The 21,759-nt window shown below is 48.8% G+C and carries 18 protein-coding genes; 14 read left to right on the plus strand and 4 right to left on the minus strand.

The window, feature by feature from the left end:
• The first annotated feature begins 23 nt into the window (after nt 1-23).
• The 7 genes from smc (at nt 24) to ACES2G_RS05000 (ending at nt 11,200) form a co-directional block, all read left to right on the plus strand.
• Complete coding sequence (gene smc, locus ACES2G_RS04970; protein ID WP_374001467.1) at nt 24-3,611, plus strand: chromosome segregation protein SMC; 3,588 nt, start codon at nt 24-26, stop codon at nt 3,609-3,611.
• 140 nt (nt 3,612-3,751) lie between these two features.
• Complete coding sequence (locus ACES2G_RS04975) at nt 3,752-5,263, plus strand: AarF/UbiB family protein (RefSeq protein WP_374001468.1); 1,512 nt, start codon at nt 3,752-3,754, stop codon at nt 5,261-5,263.
• A 172-nt stretch (nt 5,264-5,435) separates the two neighbouring features.
• Complete coding sequence (locus ACES2G_RS04980; RefSeq protein WP_347356568.1) at nt 5,436-5,708, plus strand: hypothetical protein; 273 nt, start codon at nt 5,436-5,438, stop codon at nt 5,706-5,708.
• A gap of 80 nt (nt 5,709-5,788) precedes the next feature.
• Nucleotides 5,789-6,988, plus strand: coding sequence for a hypothetical protein (locus ACES2G_RS04985; protein WP_374001469.1), 1,200 nt, complete (start codon nt 5,789-5,791; stop codon nt 6,986-6,988).
• A 397-nt stretch (nt 6,989-7,385) separates the two neighbouring features.
• The gene (locus ACES2G_RS04990) at nt 7,386-8,792 is read left to right on the plus strand and encodes a hypothetical protein (protein ID WP_347356565.1); all 1,407 of its coding nucleotides are present in this window, start codon (nt 7,386-7,388) and stop codon (nt 8,790-8,792) included.
• 12 nt (nt 8,793-8,804) lie between these two features.
• Nucleotides 8,805-10,487, plus strand: coding sequence for a hypothetical protein (locus ACES2G_RS04995; RefSeq protein WP_374001470.1), 1,683 nt, complete (start codon nt 8,805-8,807; stop codon nt 10,485-10,487).
• Between the two features lie 8 nt (nt 10,488-10,495).
• On the plus strand, nt 10,496-11,200 hold the full coding sequence (locus ACES2G_RS05000; RefSeq protein ID WP_347356561.1) for a hypothetical protein: 705 nt from the start codon (nt 10,496-10,498) through the stop codon (nt 11,198-11,200).
• Nucleotides 11,201-11,280: 80 nt separating this feature from the next.
• On the opposite strand, the gene ACES2G_RS05005 is transcribed toward ACES2G_RS05000, so the two are convergent.
• A complete protein-coding gene (locus tag ACES2G_RS05005) occupies nt 11,281-11,922 on the minus strand; it encodes an NAD(P)H-dependent oxidoreductase (protein WP_374001471.1) in 642 nt (213 codons plus the stop codon).
• Between the two features lie 147 nt (nt 11,923-12,069).
• On the opposite strand from ACES2G_RS05005, the gene ACES2G_RS05010 reads away from it, so the two are divergent.
• The 6 genes from ACES2G_RS05010 (at nt 12,070) to ACES2G_RS05035 (ending at nt 18,264) form a co-directional block, all read left to right on the plus strand.
• A complete protein-coding gene (locus tag ACES2G_RS05010; RefSeq protein ID WP_374001473.1) occupies nt 12,070-12,483 on the plus strand; it encodes an Rrf2 family transcriptional regulator in 414 nt (137 codons plus the stop codon).
• Nucleotides 12,480-13,034 (plus strand): GNAT family N-acetyltransferase, encoded by a 555-nt coding sequence (locus ACES2G_RS05015; protein ID WP_374001474.1) that lies wholly within the window; start codon nt 12,480-12,482, stop codon nt 13,032-13,034. The genes ACES2G_RS05010 and ACES2G_RS05015 overlap by 4 nt, the downstream gene beginning before the upstream one ends.
• Nucleotides 13,024-13,233: a DUF5522 domain-containing protein gene (locus ACES2G_RS05020; protein WP_374001475.1), complete on the plus strand. Its 210-nt coding sequence runs from the start codon at nt 13,024-13,026 to the stop codon at nt 13,231-13,233. Before ACES2G_RS05015 ends, ACES2G_RS05020 begins: the two co-directional genes overlap by 11 nt.
• Nucleotides 13,234-13,353: 120 nt before the next feature.
• Nucleotides 13,354-14,997 carry a microtubule-binding protein gene (locus ACES2G_RS05025; protein WP_374001476.1) on the plus strand — a complete coding sequence of 548 codons (1,644 nt, stop codon included), beginning with the start codon at nt 13,354-13,356 and terminating at the stop codon, nt 14,995-14,997.
• A gap of 12 nt (nt 14,998-15,009) precedes the next feature.
• Complete coding sequence (locus ACES2G_RS05030; protein ID WP_347356554.1) at nt 15,010-15,915, plus strand: hypothetical protein; 906 nt, start codon at nt 15,010-15,012, stop codon at nt 15,913-15,915.
• Nucleotides 15,916-18,264: an FHA domain-containing protein gene (locus ACES2G_RS05035; RefSeq protein WP_347356552.1), complete on the plus strand. Its 2,349-nt coding sequence runs from the start codon at nt 15,916-15,918 to the stop codon at nt 18,262-18,264. It begins immediately after the preceding gene.
• On the opposite strand, the gene ACES2G_RS05040 is transcribed toward ACES2G_RS05035, so the two are convergent.
• The 3 genes from ACES2G_RS05040 to ACES2G_RS05050 are packed head-to-tail and all read right to left on the minus strand — an operon-like array spanning nt 18,258 to nt 20,338.
• Nucleotides 18,258-18,878 (minus strand): hypothetical protein, encoded by a 621-nt coding sequence (locus ACES2G_RS05040; RefSeq protein WP_374001477.1) that lies wholly within the window; start codon nt 18,876-18,878, stop codon nt 18,258-18,260. The two genes, ACES2G_RS05035 and ACES2G_RS05040, sit on opposite strands and share 7 nt — an antisense overlap.
• Before the next feature lie 3 nt (nt 18,879-18,881).
• Nucleotides 18,882-19,568 carry a hypothetical protein gene (locus ACES2G_RS05045; RefSeq protein WP_347356549.1) on the minus strand — a complete coding sequence of 229 codons (687 nt, stop codon included), beginning with the start codon at nt 19,566-19,568 and terminating at the stop codon, nt 18,882-18,884.
• Nucleotides 19,565-20,338, minus strand: coding sequence for a TIGR02147 family protein (locus tag ACES2G_RS05050; RefSeq protein ID WP_347356547.1), 774 nt, complete (start codon nt 20,336-20,338; stop codon nt 19,565-19,567). Before ACES2G_RS05050 ends, ACES2G_RS05045 begins: the two co-directional genes overlap by 4 nt.
• Before the next feature lie 161 nt (nt 20,339-20,499).
• On the opposite strand from ACES2G_RS05050, the gene ftsY reads away from it, so the two are divergent.
• Entirely contained in the window at nt 20,500-21,702 is a 1,203-nt protein-coding gene (gene ftsY, locus ACES2G_RS05055) for a signal recognition particle-docking protein FtsY (protein ID WP_347356545.1), read from the plus strand.
• Nucleotides 21,703-21,759: the final 57 nt, after the last annotated feature.

A 21,759-nucleotide genomic window follows, 5' to 3' on the forward strand; every position in this document is an offset into this window, starting at 1 on the left:
AGTACTCAAGAGGGGAATATACCTTGAGAATTAAAAAGATTGAACTGATTGGTTTTAAGTCATTCAAAGACCGCACGGTGATCCACTTTGATGCTGGTATCACAGGTATCGTCGGACCTAATGGTTGCGGTAAATCCAACATCGTTGACGCGCTTATGTGGGTCATGGGTGAGATGTCTGCCAAGGACCTGCGTGGTTCCCAGATGACGGACGTTATCTTCGGTGGTGCTGAGGGGTATGCGCCGCTGGGGATGTGCGAAGTTTCTCTGACTTTGGAAAATGACGGGGGCGCGTTCCCTGCCAAATACATCAAACATTCCGAAATCATGGTCACTCGTCGCCTGTACAGAAGCGGTGAAGGTGAGTACTTCGTGAATAAAGAACCTGCACGTTTGAAAGACGTTCAAGAGATCTTCATGGATACTGGTGCGGGTTCCAAAGGTTTCTCCATCATCGCTCAAGGTATGATCGGTAAGATCATCACTGCGAAACCTGAAGACCGTCGTATGCTTATTGAAGAAGCTGCGGGTATCACGAAGTTTAAAGCTCGTAAAAAAGAATCTCAACGTAAATTGATCTCTACGGATCAAAACTTGGTGCGTTTGCAAGACATCATCGGCGAGTTGAAACGCCAAATTGATTCTTTGCAAAGACAAGCTCAGCGTGCAGAACGTTACCGCAATATCAAAAACCAAATCGAAGATTTGGATCTGTGGTTGTCGTCGGCTCAGTATATTGAGTTGAAGCGCGCGGCGGATGAAGCTCAAGCGATCTTCAATGAAGCGCAAAGCATGGAAGTGGAAGGCGAAACAAACCTTTCCACTTTGCAGGGCCAGCTGGAAGTTCTGAAACTGCAAATTCTTGAAAAAGAAAAAATGGTGGAAGAACAACAAACTCAGTTCCACGACAAGCAGTCCACGGTTCAAAAGAAGGAAATGGAAATCCAGGAACTTCGTTTTGAAATCGAACAGGCTCGCCGTAATGAACAAATGACCGGCACCATCCTTCAAGAGCAAGAAGCCCGCAAAGAGCTTCTGACTCGTGATAAAGCCGCGTTGGACGAGCAAGTGACTGAGTTGAAAGAGGAAGCTGAAACACTGGCGACCACTTTCACTGAGAAAAACGACATCTTCCAAAACTCCAATTCTCGTATCTCTGTTGTGGATGAAGAACTGACGACCAAGCGCCGTGAATTGTTTGCGGTGGGTCAGTCCGAGTCTTCTTTGGACGCTCGTGTGAATTCTTTGACAGCACAAATCGCTGACATCACTGAGCGCCAGGACAACGAGCAGTTGGTTCTGAATGAGCTTCGTGAAAAACAAGTGGAGTTCGAAGGCCGTCGCAAGAAGGTCTTCAATGAACTTGATAAAGAACGTCAGATGCAATTGGATCTGGCGAACGATGTTGATTCCTTTGAGGCCAACAAAAAAATTCTTATGGATTCCGCTGCGGTTAAAAAAGCCGAAGTGGAACAGTTTAAAGACAGCTTGAACGAAGTGGCATCCCGCTTGTACGGCTTGGAAAACCTGCAAAACAACTTTGAAGGTTTCCAAGAGGGCGTGAAGCAGGTCATGTTGTGGCAGAAAACACGCACTCAGGAAATGATGGCGGATGGTTCTGTTGTGACTCACTTCCAACCGGTTTCTGAGGTTGTTGAAGTTCCGGCTGAATATGAAGTGGCTATGGAAGCGGCGTTGGGCTCTCGCCTGCAAATGCTTCTGTCCTCCGATTCTGATATCGCGATGGACGCTGTCACTCATTTGAAAGAAAATAAATCCGGTCGATCCAGCTTCCTGTCTGCCAACGACAATGGCAAAGGTCTGAACCGTGCGTCGGCTCCGGTTTCTGAAGCTGGCGTTCAGGCGATCCTGAAAGACGTTGTGAAGTCCGCTGACAAGTTCCAGAACACAGTGGCTTACTTGCTTGACGGTGTGGCAATTGTGGATTCCATCCGCACGGCTTTGGCTTTGCGTCCTCGTTATGAGGGTTGGACTTTCGTAACTGTTGACGGTGATACGTTGACGGCTGACGGAGTTTTGACGGGTGGTTCTTCTGAATCCGCAGACTCTGGCGTGTTGAAACGTCGTCGTGAAATCAAAGAATTGTCCGAGAAAAAAGACGAATTCGCTGGGAAATTGGCGTTGGCTCAAGCGGCTTTGAAGAAAACCGAAGAGCAGTTGAACAATGTCCTGAATGACTTCGAAGGCGCACAAAAACGCAAAATCGAACAGGAAATCAAAGTAACCGAGCTTCGTAAGGACTTGGAACGCGCTGAAAATGAACTGGTCAACGCTCAAACAGCGGTGGAAAGACAAGAGCGTGAACTGAAGAAGATCACGGAACAGGTTGAAGTTCAGGAAGCCAAACTGGAAGAACTGAATTCGGCGTTGCTGGAAGCTCGCGAGAAGAAAGTTCTTCTGGAGATGGAAGTTGAGACTCTGAACACAGAGTTGAACAGCACCCGTCAGGGCTTTGACGGTTTGCAGGCTGAAGTGACAGAGCTTCAGGTGAAATCTGCTTCTAAAACTCAGGAATACCAAGGTGTTTTGAGACAGCTTGAGATGGTGACCAAGTCTTTGAATGATTTGGACAGTCAGTTGACTCGTATGAGCGAAGAGGCTCAAGGGTACAACTCTCAAATGACTGAAAGCCAGATGGCTTTGGAAGAAAAGAAAATCGAATTTGAACGTCTTTTGGATGAAGTTGAGCAGCTAAAACTGCAAGTCGGCCGCACCAAAGACGAATACGAAGTGATGTCCGAAACTGCTCGCGCGATTGAAGATGAAGCCATGTCTTCCCAGCGTGCACGCAATGAAAGACAGCACAAAATGAATGACTCCCAGTTGAAGCTGGAGCAAGCTAAAATGAAAGAGCAGTACCTCATCGATCAAATTCGTGAGCGTTACATGCTGAATCTTCCGGACGTTGTTGAAAAATACGCGGACCGTGAAGGTGACTTCCTTGAGGCGGATGCTCAGTTGAAAGACCTGCGTGAAAAGCTGGCTAAGATTGGTGAAGTCAATCTGTCTGCGATCGAAGAGTACGAAGAAACAGCTCAACGTTATGAGTTCCTGACGAAACAGCACGCGGATTTGACAGAAGCCAAAGAACAGCTTCGTAAAGTGATCGATCGTATCAACAGAATCTGTTCCAAACGCTTTAAAGAGACCTTCGATTTGGTTAACGACCGTTTCACTCGCGTATTCCCGGTTCTGTTCGGTGGTGGTGAGGCGAATCTGACGTTGATTGAAAATGAAGAAAAAGGCGAAGCGGGTATCGAGATCATGGCTCGTCCTCCGGGCAAGAAGACGCAAAACGTGTCTTTGATGTCGGGTGGTGAGAAAGCGTTGACAGCGGTGGCGCTGGTATTCTCGATCTTCCTTGTGAAACCTTCTCCGTACTGCTTGCTGGATGAGGTTGACGCTCCACTTGATGACGCCAACGTATTCCGTTTCAACGACCTGGTTCGTGAGATGGCGAAACGTTCTCAGATCATCGTTGTTACCCACAATAAACACACCATGGAAGTGGCTGGTAAGTTGTACGGTGTGACGATGCAAGAACGTGGAGTTTCCACGATGGTGTCTGTGTCCCTGCAAGACATCAAATAATACAGATGTCATAACGATCAAAATTGGAACCCCGCTGATAAACTCAGTGGGGTTTTCTTTTTTGCTGTTGGGAAAAATATTGTCGAGTCCTAAGGAACGTAACTTGCGAACTGTTAAAGTCTGATTATACTTGGGACGCTATGAGTGTGAATCAAGGGATGCATCCCGCAGAACGAATGGTGCAATTGCGCGAAAAGCTAGGATTGTCCCAACGGGAATTTGCGAAAGAGTTTCAAGTCTCCAGCGGTGCGATTGCGTGTTGGGAAACGGGAGTGCGTGCTATTCCGGGACCGGTTTTGCGATTGATGGATCTTTACGAGGATTCCCTGCCATCGATTCAGAAAAAAAGAAATTCCAAGGAAACTGAGGCGCTTCTGGGCGAGATCCGTGCGGCCTTGAATATCTCCAATCAAGGATTGGATCAGCACGAGCTGCATTCGTTATCCGAAGGGATGGAGGAATATCTGGAGGATACCCTTTCACTTAATAGTTTAAGCGGACAGATTAAGCGCATGTTTATTCAGCGCTTGGTGAGCTCGCTGCAAAGTCGCAAGGGTGTTTCAGTTAAAATTGCTCAACTGGCCAGTTTTTTAGAGATGGGGCTTCCGATGGAGGTTCGTCAGGCCTTGGGGACTTTACAGTCCCGAGGTAAGCCTGAAAAACACAAAGTCATTCAAAGAGTCATTGAGGCAGAGTACGGCAAGCCCCTGAATGAGGTCTTTCCTCATTGGCGAGAAGAGCCTTTGGCGGTCACCAGTTTGGGGCAGGTTCACTATGCTCGTTTGCCGAACGGGGACGAGGTCGCAGTCAAAGTCCAGCATCCCAATATTCGTGAGACGCTAAAAAAACAAATTGGAAAGCTGGAGCTGATTCAGTCGTTGGCGGCCTTCTTGGGTAAAGAGGAAAACGAAATTACTGGGGAAATCAGCCGGGCTTTACTGCAGGAATGTGACTATGCCCAAGAGGCTTTGAATCAGGAAAAGTTCCGTAACATTCTTTCAGATTTTCCCGGCATCATTGTGCCTTACGTATATCGGGAATTAGTTCGCGACCGTGTCCTGGTCACCCAGTATGTGAAGGCCGAAAGTTTTCAGAGCTTCGTGGCGCGCGCCAAGCAGGAGCAGCGAAATGCCGCAGCTGAAAGCCTGCTGGGGGCTTTGTCCACGGCGGCTTTTGGATATTGTCTGACCTACACGGATCTGCATCCGGGAAACTTCATGTTTGCTGACGGCAAAGTCGTGATTCTCGATTTTGGCCGAGTCATCAATTATCCACGCGAAAGAATGAAAGTCGAAAGTAGGTTCTATCGGGCCTTTCTGGATCGCGACTACGAGAAATGCCGAACGATGGCCCCGCAACTCTTTGCAAAAGAAGGTGCGGATTTTGATTTTGATGCGTTTTGGACTTTCCTGCTGAAGGCGCATGTCCATCTTTTGTCAGATACACGTTTCCGTTTCACTCGTGATTATGCCAAGGCCATTTCACGGGAGGGGCGTGTCTTTAGTAAAAAGCATCAGTTGCAGATGAATAAAGATGTCTTCTGGGCCTTTGTGTACTCTGCCAGCACCTGGGCTCTTTTTGCGGACCTGGATGCAGATGTGAACTTCCGCAAGATCGCTCTCGAATCATTGGAATTAGGTTTATCTTTATAGCGCTTGCACTGTAAGCGCTTTTGATTGCAGACCTGCAAGTCCGCACCATTTTTAGTCGAAAATGGTCTGGTTTTCATACATTTTTTTCTTTTTTCACAGTCGATGTCTCGACGTCAAATAGCATAAACGAGGATTTTCAACACAAGCTAAAAAGCGGTGTTTGGGGGACTTCGTGGCATTTAAATCAATTTTGCCTGCAGGCAAAGTGGCTCTGCTGTTTTTGGGATTTGTTTTGGCCAGCGGTAGTTTTGCTGGTGAAGCCCAAAGGGTTCAGGCTTCGCTGGCGAAGAAACAAGAGGAAGTCCTCGCTATCGAAACAGAACTTTCGGGCAGGCCGGAGTCTAGCCTTCAGTCGCGGCGCTTACAGGCCAAGTTGCGGCGACTTCAGGATGAGCTAAAAGATTTGCAAAAACGTAAGAGCGCAGCTTCGGAAATCAAAGATTAGAAAATATTCCCCACCGGCGCATTTTCAGATTTTGAATTTAACAAATATAAGATTTTTTTACCCAACAATAAGGAGAATACATGAAAGTTCTAGTTAAGGCAGTTTTGGCGATCACAGCCATTTATTTGAGCGCTTGCAGCTCATCATCAGATAGTGCGCCGTCGACGCCGCCGGCATCAGCAAATCAAATCAGCACTTTGATGACCTCGGTGGGTAAAGCGCTAGAAACAGCTACAGCCAGCGGCAGCTCTGCTCCAGGTTTTGTTGCAGCATCGAAGGTGGAATCATCACCATTCTATCTTGCTGCGGCTATTACGTGTACTGAAGGCGGCTTCTTTGAAGATCATAATGATCCGGATTGGGCATCAAAACAGATTTACTGCTTGACCAGAACAAAGAGCAATGGGCCGGACACACTGCTTGGGGCCTTTGCGCAGGCGACAGGTTTTGTCTGCTCGGTAGGGAGCCTGACATTTGATGGAGTCGAGCGTGCGGCAACGATGAATTTTTCGACAGCATGTTTTTCCCAGGCCTTCGTCGATATGGTTCAGCAGGAGTTTGGCGGCACTTCATTCTCAGTCGATATTACAGCTGCGGATATCTCTGCAACTCACAAACTGGGTGCAGTGACTGTGAACAGTGCTTGGACAAAATCACTGCAAATCAAGTTCAACGGCGCGATTTCCGCTGTGGCCCCAGGTATGACGATTTTGGTGAAGGATGATGCTGGTGCAAAAGCAGTGGCTGTTCATCAGGCACTGGTTCTTGCCGGAGAGCAGAATGGAACAGAAGTGTTCGCCGTCTATGTAGAGCCGGGTGTTTCCGGGAAGGTGGCTTATGAGGGACGCTTTGCAACTCCGACAACAGAAACATTCAGCCGTCACCTTCGCTTGTATCTTGGTGGTACCATTGATGCGACGACTCTGACCGCTTCAGATGTCAAGGACATGGCATTCGTATGGGGAGACGGTGCAAATATGGACGATCCAACTTATGCGTCTTATGCCTCTATCCTGGGAACGCCTGTTGCGGGTCGTAAGGTTCTAAGTCAGTGGTGGAATAAGAATGCCGGTCCGGCAGCTTGGCAAAATGCTAATGGAAATAACCAGTGTTACGGTGAAGGCACTCCTGCTTGCACTGGAAATAGTGGAATTGGCCTTGGTGCTGATAAAAAATTCTTCTTCCAGGGCGCTTACACAAGTTCTTATAACTGGTTTATTAATAGTTCATATCTAAGCCATTTTGATATGGATATGACTATGGAAGACATTCAACAGTAAAAATGAGAAATAGATGATCACCTCAAAGGCCCGGATATCTCCGGGCCTTTCTTATTTAGCCCCGAAGGTACGGACTTACTTTTGGTAGCAGCATCGCGTTTAACGCTGAGGCGCTACCAAAAGTAAGTCCGTACCTTTTTGAGGCACACGGAACAATTTTTTTGGTGAAACTTGTCTCAACTCGGGAGGTGGGGTCGAGTTAGGGAGTGTTTCTCCGATAAGATAATAGAAGATTCGCGGAAACTTCTATGGGGGAATGACCGTGTTAAAATATCTATCAATAAGCTTGCTGTTTCTGGCAGGGCCCGCGTATTCGCAGAAAACGAGCGAGGTCGGCTTATACAATCGATGTTACTCCCATTTAACCGGGAAGCCGGTGCCGCTGGGCCATGCAACCATGGCTCAGGTTCGCGCCGGGAAAATGCACGCTCTGGATGCCTGCAATGCTTTGTTGGACAAGGCCGAGCTGGATGCCAGTGGTCCTTTGATCAATCGCTCTGACAAAGAAGCGCGTTCTGTTTTAAATACTTTCTATAATTTTCATCGCACCTGGTTCACTTCAAACACCATGGAGCAAATTCAGGAATACAGCGAAGAGATGTCACGCGGAACGGTGGATATTTATGATTCCACGGAACCCAGCTTGGCTTTGACCCGTGCGATGTTCGCTCGAGGTTCCCGATATTCAGAGGTGATCACCGCAAATCAAGGCGTTCGGGCTCAAAGAGAAGACGACGCTCGTGTGCGCGCTTCCATCGGGTGGTCTGTGAATTTTCCGGGCCGTCGTATTTATGGCAACAACGGTGGGATGAATGAAAACTTGTTCCATTTCCGAGCCTTGAGTGGCGGTTTCGATGGTAATTCCGACACAACCAATTCCATCTTCATGAATTTGCCCAAGATCGAAACGGGCGAGTTGGTGGGAATTCGTACAACGACGGAAACAGCCGTTATTCCTAATATGTCTTTGCAGCCTTTAGGGGCAGACAAACGCGCCAGCGATCAGCCAGGTTTGAATTTCAGCTTCGATATTTTAAAAAACTTAGGTGGCGGTGTGCTGGGGTCTCCGATCTATCTTATGCTGAACTATGGTCATGGTCGTGGGCTTGAAGCCAATGGAACGACAAAAGTCCCACGCCGCTGGTCGCAGACCAATATGGAATCATTCCTGTGTGCCCAGCTTCCGGCTTTGCGGGAAACTGATATTTCTCAGTATGTAGTTGGGAATTCCTCCGCACCTTTCCGTAACTCGGCAAGTTGCGTGATGTGCCATGCGACGTTGGACCCGATGGCTTACACGGCTCGCAACGTGGTGATGGGGAACTCTGACTATGCGGAATTCGGGGCCGGAGGCCGTACACATGCCAAGGCGGCTTTGCATATGGCAACCTATCGTTCTGAAATTGCTTCCGTAAGTGGCTGGCCTTCAGAGCCTGTGGCGAACTTCCACCGTCAAACTCCTAACGGTCGTTTGTATTTCCGTTCGATGACAGGTCAACTTATTGACAAGTCGGTCAATGGAATTGGTGGTCTGGGGCTGGCCATGAGTGAGACCAAAGACTACTACTATTGTGCTGCCAAAAGATACTTCCAGTATTTTACAGGGATTACGGTGGCTTTGTATGACCGTTCAAATCCCAATAATGAAGTTTTGAATGCGCAACTATCGAAAGAAGCCATTGAAGATCGCAAGTTTGTTGAATCTCTGGGGGATGAGCTTCAGCAATCACAGTCCGTGCGCCAGTTGGTGAAGCGGATTATGGCTTCCAAGTACTATAGCGACGTGAACTATCGCGAGAAATAATCCGGGGGGATTATGGGGGACGGAAAAAATCTGACACGAAGAGGCTTTATTGCCGGTGGCGCTGTCGTCGGAGCATCAACTGCTCTGGCGCTGACACCCTTTGAGCGTCTGATGAATGTCCTAAGCACCGGGTTTATTCATAAAGCCCAGGCCGAAGCCAACGGCACTGAAGGCTCTCGAAACTATATCAATATCCTGATGGCGGGCGGGCCTTTGCGCTACACCTTTGATGCGTGGATGCGCACGAATCCTTCCGATCCTCAGTTGGACTATAATCCGATGGTGGCTACCAAATTTGTGTCTTCCGGCGGACGAGTGGTGGGAACCGAGTATGCCACCTTCAACTATAACGGCGTCCTGGTTCCACACATGTTTTCGCATTCAGTGACGACCTCTGCGGGAAGTCGTGCGCTTACCGATTTATTGAATCACATGCTGGTGGTGCGCGGTTTTGGAACGGGTTTCGACGGGCACTTGTTCAACGCCACTATTCAGCAGGCTCCCGTCGGCGGGGTGGCGTCCTTGATGGGCCTGGCTGCCGATTATTCCAAGAAAACTTTTGAAGCTATTGAATGGCCGGATCGTGGTGCTTATGGCAACTATGCCTCCATGAACGGAAAGGCTCTGAATAAGCTAACGGGCAATCCTTTGAACTCCCTGCTGGAGGGATTTGGGGGGCCACAGGGCGGCCGTACCAAAGGCCGTTCTTTGAAAGAGCGCAACCAAGAGTCCTTTGAGCTGGCACAGGCGCGACTGCGTGCTTATGCACAGTCGGATTTTGCGGGTGCAGGTATATTAGCCAAAAATCTTTCCAATGCTTCGGCGCTTATGAAAAAGGGTATTGGGAATATCGGTGCTTACTGGGATGGAGCTGTCGCACGCTATCGTGGTTTGATGGAGGCCAGCCTGCGACAGCAGGGCTTGGTCGGTATTAATGATGTCCCAATGATTTCAGCTCAGAGTGAACACTGGCGAGTTCACGTGGCTGACGGCAATCGCGGAATGACCATCGGTGCAAACTCGGACCTTCGGGAATCCATTAAGACAATGACCTGTCCGGGGGCTTTGGCCGAAGGCTTTGCTTTGGCGGAATACGTCTTGAAAGAAGGCCTGGTCAGCACCCTTAATTTGCAAATGGGGGATCCGGACAACTTAACGATGATGGATGCTGCCAATGGTGTGACTGCAAAGCATCTTGCCATTAAGGATATGCATGAAACCGGTTCCATTCCCGGTGTTCTGATCACAACGGCTTACTATCGCGCTTTGTGTGCGGGCATGCTGGAGCTGATTGACCAGTTGAAGAAAAGCAAAGTTAACGGTGTGGATCTGTGGTCCGAAACCGTGATTCAGGTGATTTCCGAATTCAACCGCACAGCTCGTACGAGTGGTTCGGGCAGTGACCATGGCTTTGACCAGTTGGTCACCAGTGCTTTTTCCGGTGCGATTCAAAAAGGTCCTTTTGTGGTGGGCAATATCTATAAGGCTGGCCATGGTGGAGGATATACAGGTACCCAAGGGCGGGCCGCACCGATTGAGGGCTATAATCAAAAAGGAATGCCATCACCAACAATGGCGGCTTCTACAGTGGCAGCTTTGCTGCGCACGAAAAATCCTTACGAAAATCTGGCGGAACCCTTGGTTCGCTTAAGTGGAAATGATCTGCAGGTTTTGAAGGCGGCGAAAATCGTATGAGGTGGTTGATGTTAGCCAGCAACAAATACAAGATTTTTGGTTTGCTTTTGGTCGGGACGGTGATGACCCAGTTCTATCAAAACTGCGGCGAAATGGGCGGTTTTGCCGTTCTGGATCAGTCGTCCCTGAATCTGGATATGGGGTCCACTGGCGGCACCGATCAGAACCATCCTCCACAGAAAGATGTGGTTTTGCCGACGCAAAAACTGCAGGTGGTCAATCGCGAGTACGTGGCCACTTTGATGCGCGAGATCTTTACGACCTCTGGGGGGCCGGTGTCGAATCTGGAGGCATTGATAAATCAGTGGATCCTCAATCGTGGCGCCCAGTATGGACTGGGATGCAATCCCTATGACAGCTATTCGGGCCGGGATTGCGGAGGCGATATTTCCAACGCCAATTTGCCGATCAAAGTCGATGGCAATACCGTGCGAGAATCCTTCCGCGTGCAATTCTGTGAAAATATCCTGGGAACGGATGAAGGTGTGAATGCGATTTTGGAAAAAATCCAGAATCGACCGGCAGCGCCAACGGCCGAAGCGGTTCGTCAGGTTTACGGTTTGTTCTATCGTGGGGACGGAGCTTCAGATCTTACCATCGGTTCATTGCTGGAACTGGATAAGGTTCTGGCGCAAAAAGGAGAGCCCGCTATTGAACGTTGGCGAGCTCTGTCGCTGCAGGTATGTGAATCACCCGGCTGGCAGCTTCAGTAGGAGGTCCGCTGCCGAAATGAAATGGCAAAGTGTCTTTTGGGGGACCTTGCCAGTTCAAGTCAGCAGCGGAAGTTGAAAGGTTATTTTACGTAATGAATAAGGTCTGCTTCGTTGAAGCGGACCTTTTTTTGATGCTGCAAGGGATCTTCGCTGTGGCGATAGCCCAAAGCAACAGTGGCGACAGTTTTCCAGCCGGAGCCTTCAGTACCCAGGATTTTGTCATAGGCCGCAGGATCGAAGCCCTCCATCGGGGTAGCATCAATTCTTAGAAGGGCCGCAGTTTGCAATAGGAATCCCATGGCAATATAGGTCTGGCGTTGGGACCAAACACGGATTTTTTCCTCTGGAGCCTTCACCAGATTTTCAATCAGCAAGTTTTTATATCCGTCCAAAGACTCTAAAGAGGTCTCACGAACGTCGGCCATGCGCTGAATGAACTTTTGAATAAAATCCGGATCCATTTTTTCTTTGTACTGGAACACCACATAGTGGCTGGCATCTGTGACCTGAGTTTGATTCCAGGAAACAGGTTTTAGTTGATTGCGAACCTCTGGATTTTCAACAACCAGGAATCTCCATGGCTGAACCCCGTATGAGGAGGGGGCCAAGGTCAAAGAATTGCGCAGTTGTACCCAGTCTGCGTCCGAGATTTTTTTGGTCGGATCGAACTTTTTCGTGGCATAGCGCCATTCCAGGGCATCTTGAAGAGTTTTATGTGTCATCGGGAGGGTCTCCTATTTAATGTAACCAACATAAGCACATTATGTGGGGATTTGATTTTAAATGCAACTATAAAAAGCACATTTAAAGAAAGGTTCATATAATTCAGCCCGGTTGTTTATTTTTGAGGCTTGGGGTACAGTATATATATGGTTGACCAAAGATTTTCTGTCTCAGTCCATATTATGACCGCCCTGGCTTATCACAAGGGTGAGCTCATGACCTCCGAGGAGCTGGCGTCGGGCATCCGCACCAACCCCACGGTGATCCGCCGTTTGATCTCCAAACTGGTGGAAGCAGGGCTGTTGAGTTCTTTTAAAGGAAAATCAGGCGGAGTGAAGCTGGCCAAGACCCCTAAAGAGATTTCTCTGAAGGACGTCTATATTGCCATTTCTGAAAAGCGCCTTATCGCCACCCCTGACAAAGACCCCAATAAAAACTGTGTCGTCAGTTGCTCCATGAAAAAATTGATGTGCGAGGTTGTGGACGGTATGGAAACAAACTCCATGCAATATCTGCAAAGCATCCGCCTGTCTGATCTGACCTCCAGGATTTCTAAGTGACGCCTGTTTCTTTGCCGGAAGAAATCAAAGGTCCACGTATCACCCTTCGTAAACATGCTCTTTCTCAGGCCGCCACTATGTTTCAGTATGTGGATCAGGACCGGGCACGCCTGGGGCAGTTTTTGCCGTGGGTGAAGTTCACAAAAGGGGTGGATGATGAGCGTGACTACATCGAGATGACCCATCGTCAGTGGGAAGACTTCCGTATGTTCGACTATGGCATCTTCCACAATGACGACGACCTTTATATGGGGAATATCGGAGTTCACACGATCAGCTGGGAAAACTTCCGTTGCGAGCTGGGATACTGGATCTTGGGCGGTTTTGAAGGCCAGGGTTATGTCAGTGAAGCTGTCAGGACATTGGAAAATGTTTTGTTCGCAACAGGCTTTTATCGAATTGAGATTCATTGTTCAGGTCTTAACAAAAAGTCGAGTTCGGTGGCCGAACGCTGCGGTTACAAGTTCGAAGCACGCCTGCGCGAGCACGCCTTGGAAAACGGTTTAAGACGAGACACTTTGATATACGCGAAATTATTGCATGAGCGATAAGAAAACAGCACTGGAAGTTCTGCAGGAGCTGCATCGGCAGGCCTGTGAAGCGAAACAAGATTTCTACAATGACCCCGAAACAGGTTACACAGTTTTCACGGCTTTTTATCATCTGCAGCGCGGAAGCTGTTGCGGTTCGGGCTGTCGTCATTGCCCATGGAAAAAGAATAGTCAGAAAGATCCAAAAGACCCCAACTAGCCCTCTGTAGTGTCGAAAGCTTCGGCACTTTACAATAAAGAAAAACACTCAATTCTGTTTTTGATCCACCGAAAAGAAGATCGACGCTGTTATTCTTAAAAGCAGGTGGGGTGCGTAGGTATGTCGTTTAATTACCAAAAAAACAAAGAACATTCGAGCGACAGTTTTTGGACGTCGTATTCGGATCTCTTCTTGGGTTTAAGTACGATCTTCCTTCTTTTGTATGTGACTTCCAGTCTGCGTACCGGGACCGATGCTTTGCGTGGGCAAGTGGAAAATCAAAAGCTATCCATGAAAGTGGAAGAACTGCAAAGTCAGTTGAAGATGTATGAATCCGTTAAAAATGAATATCTTGCAAGTCAGGCCCCGAAGGATGAAATGCAGGAGTATCAGGAGCTGATGGATAAACTGACACTGTTGCAGGAAGACGCTAAAACTGAAAAAGACCGTCTGATCCAGGAAGCCCGGGAAAACGGTGAAAAGGTCAAAGCTCTTAATAAGTATCAGCAGATGGTTCGTAATGTGCTTAACGCCAATAAAATGGCCAAAGCCAAGATCATCAATCGTGATGACCTGATCAAAGAACAAGACGTGGAAATTGAGACTCAGGAAGGTCAGATTGTTGAGCTGAATAAAGATATCCAGCAAAAGAAACAGTTGATCGCCCAGGGTGAACAAAGAATCGAACAGACTCAAGTGCAATTGCAGAAACGTCTGACCGAGTTGCGTGGGGCTTATAAGGCCAACAAATTGTCCAAGAAGCTGTTTGAACAAAAGATGGCGCAAGCTCGTGCTGATGGGAACCAGAAAGTGGCCCAATTGAATCAAGTCAATGCTCAGTACCAGGCGCAGTTGAATCAGGCCAATGTACAGTTGGGTCAGGTTCAGGGCGAACTTTCCAAAACTCAAGGTCTGTTGTCACAGAAAGAAGACGAAGCCACTCACTTGGCGGGGGCCCTTTCTCGTACGAAAGCCGATGCCGCAGCTAAAATTGCGGGGCTAGAAGGCGGTCTGGCCGATGAACGTGCCCGTGGGGCGCAGAAAGCGGCGGCTCTGCAAGAAGGTTTCGAAGCTGAAAAAGGTGCTTTGAAGCGTGGTTTTGCTCAGGAAAAGGCTGGCTTGGTTCAGGAAAAGAACGCTTTGCGGGGCGCATTGAATGATACCCAGGGCCAGTTGGCCAAAGCGCGTGCTGAAATCGAAGCCAGAAAGTCTGTTGCCGGAGAAATCCAAAAGGGCTTCGCCAAAGCGGGGATCAAAGCGGACATCGATATGCAGACGGGTGACGTGGTTTTGGATTTCGGTCAGGCATACTTTGACAGTGACTCGGACCGCTTGAAGCATGAAATGAAGGGTGTGCTGGAAAAGGCCATGCCGATTTATTCGCGCTCCCTGTTCGGCAATCCAAAGGTTTCAGACAAAATATCTGCCGTGGAGATCATTGGTTTTGCGTCGCCGACCTATCAAGGCCGCTACGTGGACCCACAAAGTGCGAAGCCTGAAGACAAGGCCGCTTTGAAATACAATATGGATTTAAGTTATCGTCGTGCCAATTCCATCTTCAGCTACATGCTGGATGAAGGAAACATGCGATTTGAACATCAGCGCGAGCTTTTGTCTTTGATGAAGGTTTCAGGGCGAAGTTTCCTGGAAGTCATGAAAGTGCAAAACCGCAACGTCGCTTCGGCTGCAGAGTTCTGTCGTCAGAACGACTGTAAGAAAGCGCAGCGGGTTATTATCCGCTTTAACATGGATCAAAAGAAATAAAAGGGGTGGGTTGTGACACAAAAGGCATTAGCTGAGTATTTCATCATAGGTCTGCCGTATGCGATGGCAGCCGTCTTTCTTGTCGGTTTGTTCTTCCGATCTGTGATCTACTACACTGTTCGCCGCCACGAGTGGTTCGCGAAAGAGTTTGAAAAACGCGTGAACCGTTTTATCGAGGCTGAAGTTCCCGGTAAAGTTGAAAATGTGTCTTTCTATGTTCTGACCAAAAAAACGCTGGAAAGAACCTATTACGAAGTTTTTGAAATTCGTGATCGCATGAAACGTCGTAAGCCGGATTCAGTGATGGCGACCAGTGATCGCATCTTCCTGGTTCGTCAGGGCTGTGCTTGGTTGGTGAAAGACATCCTGAAGCAGGTGAAGTTCCTGCGCTGGACGGATGAAAATCCAAAACTTTTGAATATCACCAAAGCGACATTGCAACATAATCCTTGTTTCAATCGCGTGTTTGGCATCTTCCCGATGGTGGGAATGAATGATTTGATTTCGATTCTGCCGGGCTTGTTCGTCGTTGCGGGGATTCTGGGGACCTTCATCGGTATTGCCGGTGGTCTTCAGGAACTGGGCACGATGAATCTGCAGGATCTTGAGAATACGAAAAACATCATGGACCGCTTCCTGCACGAGATCTCTTTTGCGATGAAAACCTCCATTGCAGGTATTATCTTCTCGTTGTTGGCTCACGTGACGAATGTGATTCTTTCCCCGGAAAGATCTTATGTGTCTATGGTTGATCGTTTTGAAAGTGCTTTGGACCTTCTTTGGTACCGCAGCGACAACAATGAATACCCAGCCCATGAACGTCCTTTTGATGAGCACCGCGACGCTGTAGAAGCTTTGGCTGAAGATGCACTCAACAAGGAGATTGGAAAGACGACCGTAGTCTCTCGAGGAGCTTAATTGAATAAGTTCGTAGTCACAATCCACAGGAAGGATCAGGTGTTAAGCCGTGAGGTGAATAAAGATTCATTCACCATGGGCCGATCTTTGGATTGTGACTTGTCCTTGAATGACACGAATATCAGTCGTGTGCATCTGGTGGTCAGCCGGCGTTGGAACCAGATCTGGATCGAAGATAAAAACTCCTCAAATGGAACTTATATTAATGGCACCCGTATTGTGCAGGGGACTCCGGTCAATGTGGTGCCTTCAGACCGAATTCAACTGGGCCGTTCGGAATACATTCTGAATGTTGATCTGCAGCTGGATGAACCGGTGCCAGAGCCCGAACCGGAATCAGAACCGTCTTATCAGCCAGCACCGGTGGAAGAAGAGGATGCTCCTCTGGAAGCCACGGTCGCGATGCCCGCGCCGAATATGGCGCCCTTCCAGGCAGAAAAGATTCTTCATGAGGCCAAACGCAAAGCTGCCCAGATTATTCTGGAAGGCGAGACCCAGGCTGAAAAACGAGTGCAGGTGATTTATCAAAAAGCCCGGGAAGCTCAGGCTCAGGCCGAGATCTTTTATCAGGCGCGTATGGCGGAAGCTCATAAGGAAGCCGATGCCATTCTGACAGACTTTCAAAAGCAAGGGCAAAGCCTGTTGCATGAAGCCCGTAATATGGCTCAGGAACTGCGTGAGGAAGTGGATTCCTATGTGCAGGGCTTGCGACAGAAAGCCAAAAAAGACGCGGAAGAAACTGTTTCCGAAGGCACTTTAGCGGCCGAGAAAATGAAGGATGAAGCTCTGGCCAGCGGCCGTGAACTGGCTCGTCAGGAAAGTCAGGAGCTTCTGAAAACCGCGCGCGAGGAAGCCGATCGCATTTTGGATTTTTCTAAATTGCAAATCGAGGAAACACAGGCGCGCATTCGTAGTGATCTTGAAAAGTCTCAGCATGAAGTCGCTGTGGCCTTGCAAAGCGCCAAAGATGATGCCGAACGCATGCTGGAAGAATCTCGCACTCAGATCCGTGAATCCGAAGCTGTCCTGCGCGAGGATTCTGAGCGCATCCGCAATGAAAATAAAGACCTGATTCAGACCGCCAAATCCGAGGCGGAGCAAATGATTCAAGCGGCAGAACAGAAAGTGGCCGATATCAAATCGGTCAGCGATGAAAAACAGGCAAGCCTGAATGAGCTTTTGGAAAATGTGGCCGCGCGCACTTCCGAGCTGCAGAAAGCCACTGAAGATTTGAACAAAACCCGCACCGACAATGGTGATCTGCTGGCGCAGGTCGATAAGGGACAGGTTTTGTTGAAAGAGCTTCAGACAGCCCACGCGGATCTGGAGAAGCAAAAAGATTCACTGGAAGCCTCCTTAAAATCTTTGCAGGAAAAACAAGCGCATCTGACCATGGATGTGCACGACATCGAAAGCAAGAAAGCGCATTTATTCAAGGAATACGATGCTCAAAAGATTTTCCTGAATGAAAAGCTGGAAAAAGAGAAAAGCCAGATGGTCCGTTCGGAAGAAGAGCGTCTGGAAGAACTGCGTCTGGATATGTCTAAAAAGATGCAGAAGATGGAACGGGATCTGCTTGATGATGTCATCCGTAAAAAGACCTCTATGGTCAAAGAAATCCATTCGGCCATCGAAAAAGAGGTCGTGATGTTGATGGAGCCGGAAAAGTGGCGCAACATCTCTCAATCTGTGGAAGGGCATATTGCGGAAGCCATCGACGGCAAAGTCGCAACGCTCTCGCAGTCGTCCATGAGTGAAAAGCCTGTGGACCTGATGCAAAGACGCAAGAATGAAAAAATGCGTTGGGTGGCCATGGGACTTGCCATGGGTGCAATTGGCTATTTTGTCAGCCAGGTCGTTATCGACAAAGTGATTCGTGACCAAACTCCAATGCAGACCATGGTCAGCAATGAGGCGAAGAAGCGTCAGGATGAACTGGAAAAGCGCCGCTTCAACCCAGCTCAAGCAGATGAAATCAAAGACACTTATACGGATGCAGTGATCTACACCCGCAACTATCTGGATATCTACACCGATGCCCAGTTCCAGCAAAAGCTTTATAAGGCGGCCTCTGCCTATCTGCTAAAAACATGGCGTGTGGACGAGGATAAGTCCATTCAGGTGATTTCGGCGTCCAATGCCCTGGTCAAAGAATTGGCAGAAAAACGCACGAAAATCCACCCTGACTTCATTAAGGAAGGTATTGAAAAGATGCGCGAGCTGGAAACCCAAACTCTGGCCCGCATGAAAGTGACTCTAGGATCTGAGGTCCGCCTCGAATCGTATCGTCGCTTTGAAAAGAATTTCTATATGGAAGAAGTCCAGCGCCGTCGCATGGCGAATTACTGATACAGCGGGATTTTCATTTCGCGGATAATCTTCCAATAGTCCGCTGACTTTGCGTTCTGTGCCTGTTCACTGAATAGATAGGCATTCAAGCTGCGGGCTTTGATCGAGTCGTCCTCACCCAGCTTATAGAAATGTTCATAGATGATTTCATGCAGAATTAAACCTGCCTTGCTGCGCTCTGAAAGTCTGCCCCACAGATCCTGATCCACTAAAAAGCGTTTGGATACCGAAGAGGCCTCTTTTTTACGGATAGCTATCTGCTGGACTTTGCAGGCTTCATCTTTGGGTTTGAACAAGTGTTTTGAGTCACGAATATTCGTCAAACTGACATTGGACTTAAAGTCACTTTCGTCAATAAACTGACTTAAGCGTCGTTGATAATTGCGGGCTTGGGTCGGGCTGAGGCGTGCCAGGTTTTTCAGAACCTCGTCTGCGATGTCGCGATAAGAGTTCTTGCCTGGGAAATCCTGAAGCTTAAGATTGGATTCGTAGAAGTCCAAAAGTTCGGTCTGCGCGGGGCAGTCGACAACGTCGCCGCCATTGCCAACTCGGTTGCCGCTGGCAGAAGCTATCAATGATGTCATAAGAGCGGTCAGAAAAATAATCTTGTTCATAATCTATTTTGCCAGTGTAAGTTTGTATTCCAGATTCTGTCCTTCGATCGTTTTCAGTCGGAGATTGGCCACTTTGCTGATACGACCACTGGGGACATTGATCAGAACCCAGCGCTTGGCCAGGCTCATGGAAGGAATAGCAAACGGTGAGTAAAGATGTGTCTCCGGAACTTGGGCGACGCCCTGAGCATGAGCTTTGGCTCCTTTAATGCCATCGATGGCAGAATAAGCCACGGCTCCGGTATAGGCGGCGGTTCCTGCTGCGGTTAGGGCGTCAGAGTTTGACAGAACACCGGCGACAATCAACGCGCCCCCGGTGGCAGCGGTCAGCCCGACAGCCACTCCGGTGTTGTGGCGATCCATGCGGCGTTCTTCGGCTTTGGCCTCGGCCCAGGTCACCAGATCTTTGCCGACAATAATATTGAAAGGCTCATTGTCCGAATTGCTCAGATCAAATTCAGCATTGTCCACCCGCACCCATTTTCCATCGCGACTGCGGAAATTGATCTGTAAAAGCAGATTGTAGTCATCAGAATACTCGTTGATGATTTCAGCTGACACGTCCATTTTGTAAGGGTTGGCGCGGTCTGCAGGGTCCAGGGCTGGGATCTGCTCGCCTTTGATTGTCAGATCTTTGCTGGCACAGGCGGAAAGAAGCAGGAAAGGGATAAGTACGAAAATCTTTTTCATGATTGAGTCCTTTCTAATGAAAACAACTGGCAGGCGATAACGAAGACTTCTTTTGAGTTCGGAGTTTGCAAAAACTCGGCAAGGCGGTCCTGAAATTCCTCCACCATCTTTCGTGCCTGCGGAATCTTTGCGGGATCGGCAGCAAAGGTCATTGCTGAATAGTCTCTTTTCTCCAACGGTATCTGCGGCATTTTCTGCAACGCCATTTGCAGGATGCTTTGGTGGTAAGCTTGAATGGCCCGGGAGGGGACTTCGCCAACCACGTTGAGCGGTGCTATTTTTTGTTTTAACAGTTTGCCGTCCTCGATGATCTCAAGGCGGCGCAGTCTTTCCAGTGCGGTCCGTGCCTCGCTGACTGAGATTCCCAGGCGATCGGAAATCCAGTAAGGGTCGGCTTTGGCGCCGCGGATTTTACCCAGACTTAGAATGGCGAAGTGATACCATTCTGAAATCACACGGAACTCGTCTTCCTGAAGTTGTCTTTTGGCGCGTTCCACACTTGGAGTTCGAGCTTTGTCCAGAAGAGTCTGGGTCAGCAAAGACCGTTCTTCTTCGGGTGACATATGCAGGCTGCGTGCGATTTGCCCCAGAACTTCCGAGGTGAAATTGCGTTTGCCGGAAAGAAGCTGGGACAGTTGCGCCGGGCTGATGCTCAAACTCTGAGCAAAGGCCCGCAGCGAATAGCTGCCGTTGCGTTCTTTTCTGCGCGCCAGCTCATCTCGGAGCAGGGTGATCGCATCGTTGGTGGGTTTGTTAAGCTGCGTTTCCATAGGCTCAACCTATTTCAGGGCTCTAAAGCGGGTCAATGGCATGTTGTAAACAGTGTTTCAGGTCTTGAAACAGTCGGAGAATGCTCTGGTCTCTGCCTATAAAATACGGTAAATAGGGGGTGTTTTTCTGATTCTTATGACGCGCGCCGTTGGAGGTTCCTATGATGTCCCCGGGACATGAACAGCAAATTACGATTCTGGTTGGTCTGGTGGTTTTGATTTTTGCGGTGATTTTCGGCGCTTTGATCCTAAGCATGGTTCGTAACTCCAAAAAGAAAGCGCAACAGCTGCCTCACGAAGCCAAGCGTGAAATGCCAACAACCACGGAAGAGGAAGAACCAGAAGGCGTACGTCTAGCGCACATTGATTCCACCGGAAATGTTGTGTCTGATCTTTCGGTTCCGGACCTGCATGATGCGGCCGTGGCTTTGGAAGAAAAGGCTGTTGATCTGCGGGATGCTCTTCGCAAAACGGAAGAAAATCTTTTCGGCCGTATTCGCAGTCTGTTCAAAGGTGAAACCAGTAACAAACATCTGGAAGAGATCGAAGAGATCCTTTACACCAGTGACCTGGGACCGACGACCGTTCAGCGTCTGATGGGAGCCATTGAAGACAAGCTTTCCAAAAAAGAGCGGGCGGATTACGACACTGTTCGTGAAGCTTTAAAGGAAGAAATCAAAAATATCTTTTCTGATTCCGCATCGGCAACAGTGCACGGTGGAATTTTATCAAAAATTAAATTTGCTTCCGAAGGCCCGACGGTTTTGATGGTTGTTGGAGTCAATGGAGCGGGTAAAACCACGTCCATTGGAAAGATCTCAGCCCAGTTGGCGGGTGAAGGCAAAAAAGTTCTGGTTGCAGCCGGGGACACATTCCGTGCAGCAGCCGGTGGACAGTTGAAAGTCTGGACGGATCGCGCGCAGGTGGAAATTTTCTCTCCGGAAGGTGTTACCGATCCAAGTGCCGTGGCGTTTGATGCCGTGGCCAAGGGAAAAGCACAAGGCTATGATGTGGTTATCGTGGACACCGCAGGACGTTTGCATACGCAAGCGAACCTGATGGAAGAAATCAAAAAGATGAAACGTGTGATGACGAAGGTGATCCCTGATGCGCCTCACGAGACACTTATTGTATTGGATGCCAACTCGGGCCAAAACGCTTTGATGCAGGCCAAAGAATTCCACAATGCTTTGAACTTAACTGGGGCGGTTCTGACCAAAATGGACGGAACGGCCAAAGGTGGTGTGGCCGTGGGGCTTGCGCAAGAGCTGCACATTCCAATTAAATTGATTGGCGTCGGAGAGCGCATCCAGGATTTGCGCACGTTCTCTTCTCAGGAGTTTGTCGAGTCCTTGTTCCAATAAGAAGATAAAACACACAATGCCCTGACAGAATCCTGACGATTCTGCCGGAACATATCG

Source organism: Bdellovibrio bacteriovorus (genome assembly GCF_041888015.1).
GTDB lineage: Bacteria > Bdellovibrionota > Bdellovibrionia > Bdellovibrionales > Bdellovibrionaceae > Bdellovibrio.